Raw genomic sequence first — 11,973 nt, 5'->3', positions numbered from 1 at the left:
GGCGGAAGAGGCTTGCCATAGTGCCGGTAATCAAAACGTTGCAACACAACCCTTAGGGTTGTCCCAGACTTGTCCGGCCGCCGCGGATCACGCATCGCAGTCCCGGCTCGTCGTCCACTACCGTCAAGAGTCGCTGCCGCCTGACAAGTTCCCTGGCGACTTCGGCAACGGATTTCTCGTGCTCCATATCTTTAGCCAGCCTGCGGACCAATTCGGGATCGACACTCGGGGGAAGGGGGAGGTTGCCCAATTGGGCCTTCGCCCGGCGCTGGCGCATGACTGCCCTCACGGTTCCGGACTCGACGCAGCACATCTGGTCAGCTTCGTGATAGGTGAAGTGGCCGTATGGCAACCTGTCGGGATGATCCCCGGGCAGCGGGGTGCTGAAGAAGCGGGAGAGGGCGCCCCCCAGGGCATCAGGTTGGTGATGCACCAGCCAGTACCGGAACTCGTCGGTGTAGACAGGTGGGACGAACGCGCCCTTTTCCGGACGTGAGGCCTCGGCAGCGGCGATCGCCGCCGGGAAGCCGTTCCCCGGATCCGAGAGGATCGAGAAGCCCTTCGAGAGGATGCGGCGCGTGCGCTGCGACAGTGTTCCTGGCAGGTGGCCCCGAAGATGGGGATCAAGCCCGAACCTGCCCACGGCCATCATCGTGGCGATCGCCTCGTCCAAGGGGAGCACGTCGAGGATCGGGCAGGGGGCCGCGCTGCGGGTCAGCCTTCCGATGATGTAAGCGTCGGCCGAACATTCCTCGGGTGGGACCGCCTGCGCCCGTGCAAACTCAAGCCTGTGGCCGCAACCGCAGTTGAAGTATCCCGATGTCCGCCATGTGACCGCCGCCCCACACAGACACATATCGACGAGTTCGCACGAGTGGGTCGGGCAGCAACTTACCTCGTCGATGTCCCACCAGGCGCGGTGAACCGCCGTCTCGCAGAAGCAGCGCGGGCACCACCGTCTCCTCCCGAAGGTCAGGTCGCCCCGCTGGAGCCGTTGTCCCATGAGCCACGTCCAGTTGCCGTCGAACGTCGGAGAAGTGAAGGCGAGTGCCTGGAAATCTGCTCTGCACAGCCTGGCGACTTCCGTCAGCGGCAGGTTTGCCACGCGGTGGCTGTAAGGTAGTCCCATGGCGACCCCGAAGGCGGAAAAGGCGCCGCGCAGGTTGCGCTCAAGCGTTCGGGCGAACAGGGCATGGGAGGGTTCTGTCGGATGCGCGGCTACCAGAAGGGGGAATGCCTCCATCTGGGCGAAGGACTCGATCGGCTGAAGGCAACCGTGCATCTCATGTCGGCTCCAACTGGCGACGGACCGACGACCTCTCGTCGGGGTCGCGGTCGAAGATGGCCTCGAACCCTTCCGGGAACTTCACGCTGGGCCGGCCAGCGCTGAATGGATTTCCGATCGTGCCGACGGGCTTCAGGACATCGAACGCGTCCGCAAGATGCTTGCGTTCCAGCCTTGAGGCTTCCTGCAGGGCAGCGATCTCGACCGCCTTTGAGACCAGTGCGACCACCAGTCCGACCAATCCGGCGGTGGCGAGGTGAATTCGCCAGCCCAGGTCCTTTTGGTCGTCCAGCGGCGGCCGACGGGCAAGCCAAGTGAGCTGGTCGGCGACCTCGCCGACAAAGTTCAGGAATTCCTTCTGCTCGCCGTCCTCATGCCAGGAATACTGCCTGACTTCGAACCGTCCGCTGACGCGCCGATGCAGCTGAAGGTTGACCTCAACGATCAACAGGGAACTCACCAGCCCGGCGATCACGATCTGGCCGTTGTTCCAGTTGGTGAACTCCTTCACGACGTCGGCGACGAGGAACTGCGTCTTGTTGGTCCTCATGTCGACCATGTGGTTGGACTCGTCGAAGATGATCAGTTCGACCTTCTGCTCCATCAGATGAAGGTCGATAGCCAGGGAGAGCTGGTCCGCCTGAATCCGTCCGAGCACCGGCATCCCAAGCGCGGCCATGATGCGTCGCTGGATGGAATATCGGTCCGCGCCCGGCGGGACGTGCACGTAAAGAACGCGACGCACCATGCCAGTTTCTGTCTCGATCGGCCTGAACTGCTTTGCATAGTGGCGCAACGTTCTCGATTTGCCCGCTCCAGTTTTGCCCGAGAACATCAGGACGGAAGATTCCGACCCCGCCGGATCGAACAGCATGTGATGGGCAAGCAGGGCCTCTACGCCCTCCTGGAACCGCAAATGGGGAATCCGCAGGCTTCGGACGGCCCTGACGCGTTTTGCGGCCTCGCCCACGCGGGGAACGTTCACGTACCTGGCGATTCCCTCAGGGACCTCGAAGACGACGGACTTAGTCATCGGCGATCAGCCCCAGTTTCCGCCGACCGGGGTAAGCGTCGACGCGGAGGAGTTCCGTACCCAGCGGCTCCGCCGTTTGGCGTTCGCTCGGCGTTTCATCGGGCGCCGCCGCACCCGTCTTGCTCCGGCGGGCCGGGGTCTCCTCGGTGGCCTTGATCGGTTCCTCGTCCACCAGCGAAAGGTAGTTCGCCGAGGCGGTGGTTTCGTCGACCTCCTCCGGGTTGTTGAGGTATGAGCGGTTGGTGTTCAGGTAGCGGGCGAGCTTGATGGAACCCCCTCCCGCGTTGCGCTCGGCAATCATTTTCTGGGCCATCCGCTCGAGTTCGAGCCTGGCTTCGATGAGCTGCTCCACACTCAGAATCCTTTTGCCTGCCTTGGCCCTCGCATGGGCCTTGATGACGATGTGCTGGTATTCGCTGAGACCCTTGGCGTATCGCATCTGCTTGCATTCCGCGGGGACCGCCACGGTGCGCTTCGGGTTGTGCGGGTCCTGGCCCAAGGCCCAGATGACCGAGATGTCAGCGGGGTCGTACTTGATCTCGACCTCACGCAGGTTTCCGTTTTCGTCCGCGTAGCGTTCCCGCAAGGCCCCGAGCGCCTTGGAGTTGTATTCGAGGCCAAACATGCGGATGCCGTTGGCATTGATGACGCGCGACGGCTCGTACTTGCCGACGAGCAAGGCCAGGTCCTTCGGCCCCGGGGGCGGCTTCACCTTCATTTCAGCCGTCAGCTTGTCCCACGCCTCGTACGGGGTCATTCCGTGGCCGCCGTGGACGCTGTGGTGGTAGACCTCGACGATCCAGAAACCGAGAAGGAGCTTCAGTTCCCGCAGCGTGATCACGACGGGGTCCTTCCGGCCCTTGCGTGATTTCGCCAGCGCCTCGCGTAGCTTCTTCGGCAGGATGCCGAGCGCCGACGCGAACTCGCCGCGCTTCACAGTTCCGAAGAACCGCTCGATATAGGGCTTAAGCTCCGGAGATTTCGGAGGCAGTACCGTCAGGGCCGTGCCGCACCGGAACGCGCAGTCGCGGGTGTGCTTCGAGATGAAGTCTCCGCCCTGGTCGCACCGCAGCTCGTTCAGTTTGCCGAACATTGGGGAGCGGCTGGTAACCACGGGAGTGCCGTCGGGGTGAGCCCCCATCCACGAGAGGTCCTTCGGCATGATGGAATGCCTGAGCACACGCCCGACGCCGTCGCTGCTCTGGGCCATGAAGTGGACATCCCAGCCAAGGATCGCTCTCGTGGCCAGGTCGATGATGGCCGTGAAGCACGGGTAACCGAGCGGGAACCAGTTCTCGTCGTCGACCACGAACAGTCCGGAAAGCCAGCTGTCGTCGGTCTCGCCAGTTTCCAGGGGCCGTCCCGTGCCCGGTCCCGGGCCGACCACGCGCAGGAGCCGCCTGCCTTCTTCGGGACCGTAGATTCTCATGATCCTATCGACGGCGTGCCGCCTGTTCAGCGCCCGGCGGACTATCGCGTAGGAAACCAGCGTCATCCAGTCGATAGATCCGTCTCCTTTCCGGTCGATCATCGAACGCTGCTCGACCGTGCCGTCCTTCAAGGCGGCCTGATACGTGTACTCCGACAGGTTCGTCGGCAGGTTGAGCTTGGCGATCCGGATCGCCTCGGTCTGTACGGACGGAAGCGTCCCCCAGCCGACGTACTTGTTGTCGATGGCCTGCTCCACTGCCTCAAGCACAAAATCCGGTTTCCGCGGGTCGCGGTTCCCTTTGTATCCGGTACGGGGAAATAGGGACGCCTCGTTGCAGCCCGAACGCTTGAACATGTTGTAAAGGCGCTCGGCGCTCGCTCCGAGAATAGGTTCGACACCCACAGGCGGCTCGATCGAAACGGCGATTTCGCCGAAAAGCTGCCGTTTCCTTCGCAGCGTTTTCGGGTTCTGCCTGACCCTGTCTTGGATCGCCTCAACGATTCTCAGGCGGTAAGCCTGCGTCGCCATGTCGATATCCGAAACCTTCGAGGGATCGACAGTCGCGAGCGGAACGAGATCGTCAGGCAGGTCATCTTTCTCCGCTCCCACCCGGAAGCTGTCGTTGTAGCCCCTCTCGATCTCAAGGTCGCTGACCGCGAATGGCACTGACGGCCCATTGATGGGCCGGATCCAGTAGCCGGGCGGGTCGACGCTCCTGTTGTCGATGAACCCGGGGATTCCGCGGCACGTCACAAGCGTGCCTTTGTCGAAATGGAGCGCGGTCATCGGCACCGCCGCCACGCTCTCGTCGATAACGACAGGAAGGCGCTCAAGTCGACGCTGACGACGCCGTGCCATGCGAGGCGGAGGACCGCAGCGAGAGCTTCGCCTTCTCGCATTCCCGTCATGAAGGCGATGTCGCGGATGTCGACAGCGCCAGCCGTAGGCACCACCCTGGAAACCTTGTTCAGGTCGGCCTCGGGGATGTCTGGACCGGAACAGTCGTTGATCTGCTTGGAATTGGACAGCCTGGGCTGAGAGCGCAGGTCGGACGGCATGAACTGGCGATAGCGGCCGCCGTCGCGAGCCAGCCCGGCATCAAGCGCCCGCGTCCGTCTTGCAATGAGAGCCGAGCCCACGTGTCTAGGATTGGCGATGTCGCAATAGGCCCAGCCAGCGCTTGTGTAGACCCCGAAGTCAGGCGTGTGCTCGGTCCATTTGCTTCCGTCGAACCATTCCAGCGTCTCCGGCCGGGCGCGGATCGACGACACTGATGGATTGACCTCCACGAGCGTCAGGAACTGGTGCTGTTCGAACCCCCAGTAGCTGACGCAGTAGCCGCTCCTGAAGGACGGGAAGCCACTGGCGACCGTCCATCGACCCTTTGGTTTCGTGTGGGCGAGCGGCGGCTCAGGGTTCCGGTAGGGGATGTTGGTGCGGTAGAGGCTGAAATCGCCTGAGGGCGGCCAGCCGTGTTGTCCTGACGGACCTGTACTCATGACACTACTCCACCGTTCGCCAACCGGAGGGGTCGGACGACGGGAAAATCGGGGACGGAACGACATTGTCCGCTCGACACGCGGATGCGTGCGGGCAGGTGGCCCGGCACGAATGCGTGTCGGAGGAGGACTCGGGTCTATGTTGTGGAGGCGCACTCCTGCGCGGAGGCCAAAAGCACTCGGCGCTAAGCTATCGAGGTCCGTATTCGAAACGACAGCATGGCGGTCCGTTCCTGTATCCGCCGGGCTCGGCCCGTGTGCGGGGTGGATCTGTGAGGAAGGAACAAATACGGAACGAGCTTTCCAGAGTCAACCAGGTTGCCGGCTTTCGCCGGTGATTGGTTAACCTCTATGCGCTAGGAGTGTGTCTACGTCTGTTACATGGCGTGCCTCCTTTCTTTCCCCTCTGTGTGGGTGATGGGAGATCGGGTCCTGTCGGCTAACAGGACCCTGGAGTGGGCCGCCCTCCGGTGGCCCATTTCCACTTGGGCGATGGGATAGTGCGGAGAGGCCTCCTCGGTTGGCTTCACGTGCGATCTCCAGGTCCGCGGGAATCAGGGCGAGGGCGCTTGCGCCGGATAGATGGCGGCAGTTCTTTGATTGCCATTTTTCGTCCTGCAAATGCCGGAAAAAACCCGGAGCCAAGGATTCCTCCTGAATCCTTCCGCAGGACATCACGAAATCCCTAACAAAGTGTCGCCATCGACATGAGGCGGCTTTGTCAACTATTTGAAATCGCTATGAGTTTCACAGCCTCATAGCCTCATAGTTGAGTGGCCAAGTTTGGAGTAACTTGAGCGTGGACGCTGCCGTCACGGGAGGTGGCTGGTGATGCTGATCGGATTCGCAGGGTGAGCCCCGGCGACGATGATTAGTGCCTGTCATCACCCGCTTGACCGTCGCCGCTCTGAAGCAGTTCGGCGGAACCTGCGCCTCGCTTGAGGCTAAGCGCCAAGGCTCCAGCATTGTGTTTGATTTTTCAGTGGCGGGAACCGATGCCCGGCTCGAGGTTGATCTCGCCGGCGACTTCACGCCAACCAAAATACGTGCAGCCTGACGGTTAGAGCGCCGCGCGCTCTCGACAACACGTGCTGGGTCAAGCCCCGCCAGATGGAACTCAAAGCACAGCAAGAAGGCCGGCATCTGGGCCGGAGAGGCCCTGTCTATCGGCCGACTGGGCACGAAGGGGCGAGTCAACTTATGGGTTAAAACCGCAACTTATGAGTCAAAAGACACCGGACATTTTAACTTAGCTGCTACAATAACATATCGCATAAGATAGCTTATGGAACTGGCATCGGTCGTCTCCGTCTATAGTTTGATGTGCTCCGCCCATGTCGAAGTTCCTCAGATCCCAATCGCCTCATAGGCCTCAGCCACTTGTCGGATTGAGGCAACGTAAGCCGCGGTTCGGTAATCCCCCAGTTCCGGCTGCCTCTCCAAGAGGTCACCGATGCGGATCCAGGTGCTGCGCATGACGTCTTCAAGGCCGGAACGCACGAGATCGATCTCGGCACCTCCTTCAAGGAACTCATCGCGCATATCTGCAGGGAACTCCTGGCCGGTCATGCGTTCGAGCGCGGTGGCGATTGTCAGGTTGCGGCGCTCGCGTCGGCGCCGCTCCATCAGACCGAAAGGGATATGCGTCAGGTTCTTGACCCACTCGAAATAGCTCACGACCACACCGCCGGCGTTGACATAGAGATCGGGAAGAATGGTAACGCCCCGGGCGCGTAGCATCTTGTCTGCCTCGAATGTGACAGGACCATTCGCCGCCTCGACAACAAGGTGGGCCTTGATGCGCTCAGCATTCTCAGCATGTATGGCATTTTCCATCGCCGCTGGAATGAGGACGTCGCAGGGTTGTTCAATGCCGGCCATATCACCGGCAAACGACTTGGCGCCTTCAAAGCCAAGAATGCTGCCGGTCCGTATTTGGTGCTGCTTGAGGGCTTCAACGGACAAGCCGTCGGGATTGGCCACATAGCCGTCCCGTTCAGCAACGACGGTCACGCGTGCGCCATCTTGTTCAGACAGGAACTTTGCGGCGTGATAGCCGACATTGCCGAACCCCTGGACAATGACTGAAGCGCCTTTGAGATCGCGTCGGCCGTCGACACCGGGCGTGCGAGTGTCGCGAAGGAAACTCTGGATGGCGAATTGCACGCCCCTGCCCGTCGCCTCGGTGCGACCGGCAATACCACCTTTCGACAGCGGCTTTCCCGTTACGCATGCGCGGGCATTGACGACATCGGTCGGGTTGGCACGGCGGAATTCGTCCATCATCCAGGCCATTTCCCGCTCGCCAGTTCCGATGTCAGGAGCTGGGACGTTGACGCCGGGACCGATCAGGCCGCGCTTGTTGAGTTCCTGGGTAAAGCGGCGAGTAATCCGCTCGAGTTCCTGCGGGGTCCACTCGCGCGGATCGATCTTTAGCGCGCCCTTGGAGCCGCCAAAAGGAACGTCGACGAGTGAGCACTTCAAGGTCATCAATGCGGCGAGCGCCTCGACCTCTTCGGCATCGGCATTCGAAGCATAGCGGATGCCGCCCTTGACCGGTTCGCAGTGCTCGCTGTGCACCGATCTCCAGCCGATGAAGCTGTACATCCGGCCGCGCAGCCGAACACCGAAACGGACCGTATAGGTCGAATTGCACTGGATGATGCGCTCTGCCAGTCCGTCAGGCAGATCGAGGAAGGACATGGCATGGCGGAAGTTCTGGTCGACGCTTTCGAGAAAACCTGCGGAACTAATCTGCATCACGCGCCTCTCTCAACTTGAGAAACGTGGTTGCGAGATCGATGTCTGCCCATCCCTGTCGGCTGCTGCGACGTTGCATGCACTTGGTGTTTCCTTCTTCTAAGGTTTATTGCGGGGCGTCGACCATCATCCGTCGCTTTGGCAGCGGTCTGAAGCTGTCTCAAAAAATCCGATGTTCGACATTGCGTGCGATGAGCGCGTAAATCAGCGTGAACAGGCGACGAGCGGTATTCTTGTCGATCCTGACTTTGGTGGAGAGACGCTCTCTCAACAACTCTGCCGCTTCATCGTGTATGCCACGGCGACCCATGTCGATCGCCTCCAGGCGCTCAGGTCCTGGCCGGCACATGGCATCGTAATAGCTTTCGCAAATGCGCGTATAGTCCTTGAGCAGTCGCCGAAAAGGGGAGAGCGAGAGATAATGACTGACGACGTGCACCTCACTCTCGTTGGCAACATGCAGCGCCAATCGTCCATCCTCGGTCGCGATCTTGAGGCGATAGGGCCCGCCATCATGCTCGATTGGTATGAAGGTGTTAGACTGCAGAAGATCGATAATCGCGAGCGCCTGTTCACGCTCGACGCGAGCGTCCCCTTTCCTGAAGGAGCAATCGAGTGCGACATCGCACAGACGGAACTCAGCACCGGTCATGACACTACCCTCTCTCACATGGCTTCCAGGCACATCGCTATTCCCATGCCGCCGCCGATGCAGAGCGTCGCTAATCCCTTCTTGGCGCCACGGCGCTTCATTTCGAAGAGCAGCGTGTTGAGCACGCGGGCGCCGGACGCGCCGATCGGATGGCCGATGGCGATGGCGCCGCCATTGACATTGACGATCGACGTATCCCAGCCGAGATCCTTGTTGACCGCGCAGGCCTGTGCGGCAAAGGCCTCGTTTGCCTCGACCAGTTCGACATCGCCGATCGCCCAGCCGGCTTTCGCCAGCGCCTTGCGCGAAGCCGGGATCGGGCCGGTGCCCATGACCTGCGGATCGACGCCAGCCGTGGCCCAGGACGCAATACGGGCCAGCGTCTGGATACTGCGCTTGGCAGCGTGCGCTTCGGTCATCAGCAAGGTGGCAGCGGCGCCGTCATTGAGGCCGGAGGCATTTCCCGCCGTCACGGTGCCTTCCTTGTCGAAGGCGGGACGCAGCGTCGTCATCTGGTCGATGGTTGCGCCATGGCGGATATATTCGTCCTGGTCGACGGTGACGTCGCCCTTGCGGGTCTTGACGATGAAGGGAATGATCTCGTCGGCGAAACGCCCGGCTTTCTGGGCGGCCTCTGCCTTGTTTTGCGAGGCGAGTGCAAAGGCGTCCTGCTCGTCGCGGCTGAGCTGCCACTGGCGGGCGACGTTCTCGGCAGTGATGCCCATGTGATAGCCATAGAAGGCGTCGGTCAGGCCGTCCTTGATCATCGTGTCGACCATCTTGAAGTCGCCCATCTTCACGCCACTGCGAAGATGCGCACAATGCGGCGCCATCGACATCGACTCCATGCCACCGGCAACAATGATATCCGCATCACCTGTTGCAATCTGCTGCATGCCGAGCGCCACGGCACGAAGGCCGGAACCGCAGAGCTGATTCATGCCCTTTTCCTGAGGGATCCCCGCCTTCATCGCCGCTTGCCGCGCCGGGTTCTGGCCCTCGCCGGCGTTGAGCACCTGCCCCAGAATGACCTCGTCGACATCGGCCGCGTCGACGCCGGCGCGTTCGAGCACGCCCTTGATGACCGCGGCACCGAGTTCGTGCGCCGGCGTGGTGCCGAAGGAGCCGTTGAAGGAGCCGACCGCGGTGCGGGCGGCGCTGGCAATGACGATCGATGGAATGCTCATGCTGGTCTCCTCTATAGTCCTTGGGAAGCCGGCAGAGCGCCGGCTCCAGCTTCACGGCAAAGAACCGTCGGGTTAGTTGACGATTGTCGCCTCGGTGGCGCTGCGGATCTCGGCATCGGTCACGCCCTCAGCGAGCTCCACAAGCTTCAGGCCCCCGTCGACAACATCGAGAACGCCAAGATTGCTGATAATCCGGTCGACCACGCCCTTGCCGGTGAGCGGCATGGTGCAGGCCTTCAGCACCTTGGATTCGCCCACCTTGTTGGTGTGGTCCATGACCACAACCACACGCTTGACGCCTGCGACCAAGTCCATGGCGCCGCCCATGCCCTTGACCAGCTTGCCGGGGATCATCCAGTTGGCAAGGTCGCCGTTCTCGGCCACTTCCATGGCGCCGAGGATCGCCATGGCGATCTTGCCGCCACGGATCATCGCGAAGCTTTGCGCCGAGTCGAAGAAGGCCGAATGCGGCAGCGCCGTCACCGTCTGCTTGCCGGCATTGATGAGGTCGGCGTCGATCTGATCTTCGGTCGGGAACGGACCGATGCCGAGCAGGCCGTTCTCCGACTGCAGCGTCACATGGACGCCTTCAGGGATATAGTTGGCAACCAGCGTCGGAATACCGATGCCGAGATTGACGTAGGTGCCGTTTTCAAGTTCGCGGGCAGCCCGTGCTGCCATCTGGTTTCTGTCCCAGGCCATATCTCTCCCCTGTCCTTTAAGCCGCGGCGCGCGTGGTGCGCTGCTCGATGCGTTTTTCGTGTTTGCCCTGGATCAGGCGATGCACGTAAATGCCCGGAACGTGGATGTGATCGGGATCGAGGCTGCCGGTCGGCACGATCTCCTCGACTTCTGCGACGCAGATCTTGCCGCAGGTGGCGGCCGGTGGATTGAAGTTGCGAGCGGTCTTGCGGAAGACGAGATTGCCAGTCGTATCTGCTTTCCAGGCTTTCACGATCGAGAGGTCGGCGACGATGCCTTTTTCAAGCACGTAGACCTCCCCATCGAAAGTCTTGAGTTCCTTGCCCTCGGCAACCACGGTGCCAACGCCGGTCTTGGTGTAGAAGCCGGCAATGCCGGCGCCGCCTGCCCGCATCCGTTCGGCGAGCGTCCCCTGCGGATTGAACTCAAGCTCCAGCTCCCCGCTCAGATATTGCCGCATGAACTCGGCGTTCTCACCGACATAGGACGAGATCATCTTCCTGATCTGCTTCGTCTTCAGCAGCACACCGAGCCCGAAGTCATCGACGCCGCAATTGTTCGAGGCGATCGTCAGGTCTCTGGTGCCTGCCTCACGGATGGCGGCGATCAACAGTTCCGGTATGCCGCAAAGGCCAAAGCCACCTGCGGCGATGAACATCCCGTCAAACAACAGATTTTCCAGTGCCAAACCTGCGTTCAAATAGATTTTGCTCATATCAGCCCCTTAGTATGGCCACGCACGTTGATGAGAGCGCATTGTCCAGCCGCACCATCTATGGCCGATAGTTTTCAGGCGCGGCGATTCTCCCGAGCCACACATGGAGAACAATTCACTGAACTAAGAGGTGACGCGAGCAACAAGTGTTATTCCTCTCGGCAAAAACTTATGCCGTTCGATTCCCCCGAATGCGAGCGCGGCGGACGCAGCACGTCCAGCGTGTTGACATTGGCGCAGCTTGCGTAGGGTGGGGTGGGGTGGATATTATTTTGCTTCGCGGGTTGCGGTATCAAGTACGGCGGGTTACCTCCGACGCAGTCGCCAGTTCCCTCGCCGCCTAGGACCGCGGGTCGGCCAGTCACATTTGCCATTGCTCAACTTCCGAAGAGGCATAAGCCGTTAATGTAATGTCTAGTTAGTGAACAGTGGATGCGACAGGAGCGGATCTATGAACTTCGGCTCGATGGTGAGCGCGGTCAGATAGCCATCATAGTCCAAAGCTGCCGACAATCTGAGGATCAACGCCATAAAGCTTTGCGTTTGTGCCCAGCGATGAAAGGATTGAGGGTCCCATCACCGCGAGCGTCTACGCTATGACGTCGTTAAGCACGAGATTTTGCGAAAGGCCCATCTGCAGCCGCCCGAGCCGGATCTTCGGTCGCCGGAGCCCGCACATGACAGGCCACCACGCGTCCGTCGGCCATT

Annotated in this window: 10 protein-coding genes; 1 reads left to right on the top strand and 9 read right to left on the bottom strand. The window is 61.1% G+C overall.

Annotated features, from left to right (window positions below; all coding sequences use genetic code 11):
- Positions 1-52: 52 nt before the first annotated feature.
- From AC07FD_RS26955 to AC07FD_RS26940, 4 genes are all read right to left on the bottom strand, one after another.
- On the bottom strand, positions 53-1,282 hold the full coding sequence (locus tag AC07FD_RS26955; protein ID WP_478352321.1) for a TniQ family protein: 1,230 nt from the start codon (positions 1,280-1,282) through the stop codon (positions 53-55).
- A 1-nt stretch (position 1,283) separates the two neighbouring features.
- The gene (locus tag AC07FD_RS26950) at positions 1,284-2,201 is read right to left on the bottom strand and encodes a TniB family NTP-binding protein (protein WP_478352320.1); all 918 of its coding nucleotides are present in this window, start codon (positions 2,199-2,201) and stop codon (positions 1,284-1,286) included.
- Positions 2,202-2,310: 109 nt separating this feature from the next.
- Complete coding sequence (locus AC07FD_RS26945) at positions 2,311-4,536, bottom strand: Mu transposase C-terminal domain-containing protein (protein WP_478352319.1); 2,226 nt, start codon at positions 4,534-4,536, stop codon at positions 2,311-2,313.
- Positions 4,533-5,249 (bottom strand): hypothetical protein, encoded by a 717-nt coding sequence (locus tag AC07FD_RS26940; RefSeq protein ID WP_478352318.1) that lies wholly within the window; start codon positions 5,247-5,249, stop codon positions 4,533-4,535. The genes AC07FD_RS26945 and AC07FD_RS26940 overlap by 4 nt, the downstream gene beginning before the upstream one ends.
- Before the next feature lie 874 nt (positions 5,250-6,123).
- Between AC07FD_RS26940 and AC07FD_RS26935 the strand changes: the two genes are divergently transcribed.
- On the top strand, positions 6,124-6,306 hold the full coding sequence (locus AC07FD_RS26935) for a hypothetical protein (protein ID WP_478352317.1): 183 nt from the start codon (positions 6,124-6,126) through the stop codon (positions 6,304-6,306).
- A 290-nt stretch (positions 6,307-6,596) separates the two neighbouring features.
- Here the strand turns inward: AC07FD_RS26935 and AC07FD_RS26930 are convergent, their stop codons facing one another.
- From AC07FD_RS26930 to AC07FD_RS26910, 5 genes are all read right to left on the bottom strand, one after another.
- Entirely contained in the window at positions 6,597-8,009 is a 1,413-nt protein-coding gene (locus AC07FD_RS26930; protein ID WP_478352316.1) for a Glu/Leu/Phe/Val family dehydrogenase, read from the bottom strand.
- A 160-nt stretch (positions 8,010-8,169) separates the two neighbouring features.
- Positions 8,170-8,661 (bottom strand): UPF0262 family protein, encoded by a 492-nt coding sequence (locus AC07FD_RS26925; protein ID WP_478352315.1) that lies wholly within the window; start codon positions 8,659-8,661, stop codon positions 8,170-8,172.
- Positions 8,662-8,675: 14 nt separating this feature from the next.
- Positions 8,676-9,848, bottom strand: a complete 1,173-nt coding sequence (locus AC07FD_RS26920) for an acetyl-CoA C-acetyltransferase (protein ID WP_478352314.1) — start codon at positions 9,846-9,848, stop codon at positions 8,676-8,678.
- Between the two features lie 72 nt (positions 9,849-9,920).
- Positions 9,921-10,550, bottom strand: a complete 630-nt coding sequence (locus AC07FD_RS26915; RefSeq protein ID WP_478352313.1) for a 3-oxoacid CoA-transferase subunit B — start codon at positions 10,548-10,550, stop codon at positions 9,921-9,923.
- Positions 10,551-10,566: 16 nt separating this feature from the next.
- Positions 10,567-11,265, bottom strand: coding sequence for a CoA transferase subunit A (locus AC07FD_RS26910; protein WP_478352312.1), 699 nt, complete (start codon positions 11,263-11,265; stop codon positions 10,567-10,569).
- Positions 11,266-11,973: the final 708 nt, after the last annotated feature.

It is taken from the genome of Mesorhizobium waitakense (assembly GCF_056431085.1).
This window is presented reverse-complemented; position numbering and strand designations above follow the sequence as displayed.

Coding starts and splice junctions, on each gene's coding strand:
- AC07FD_RS26920 (WP_478352314.1), bottom strand. CDS start 9,848: ATGAGCATTCCATCGATCGTCATTGCCAGCGCCGCCCGCACCGCGGTC.
- AC07FD_RS26945 (WP_478352319.1), bottom strand. CDS start 4,536: ATGACCGCGCTCCATTTCGACAAAGGCACGCTTGTGACGTGCCGCGGA.
- AC07FD_RS26940 (WP_478352318.1), bottom strand. CDS start 5,249: ATGAGTACAGGTCCGTCAGGACAACACGGCTGGCCGCCCTCAGGCGAT.
- AC07FD_RS26915 (WP_478352313.1), bottom strand. CDS start 10,550: ATGGCCTGGGACAGAAACCAGATGGCAGCACGGGCTGCCCGCGAACTT.
- AC07FD_RS26925 (WP_478352315.1), bottom strand. CDS start 8,661: ATGACCGGTGCTGAGTTCCGTCTGTGCGATGTCGCACTCGATTGCTCC.
- AC07FD_RS26930 (WP_478352316.1), bottom strand. CDS start 8,009: ATGCAGATTAGTTCCGCAGGTTTTCTCGAAAGCGTCGACCAGAACTTC.
- AC07FD_RS26955 (WP_478352321.1), bottom strand. CDS start 1,282: ATGCACGGTTGCCTTCAGCCGATCGAGTCCTTCGCCCAGATGGAGGCA.
- AC07FD_RS26910 (WP_478352312.1), bottom strand. CDS start 11,265: ATGAGCAAAATCTATTTGAACGCAGGTTTGGCACTGGAAAATCTGTTG.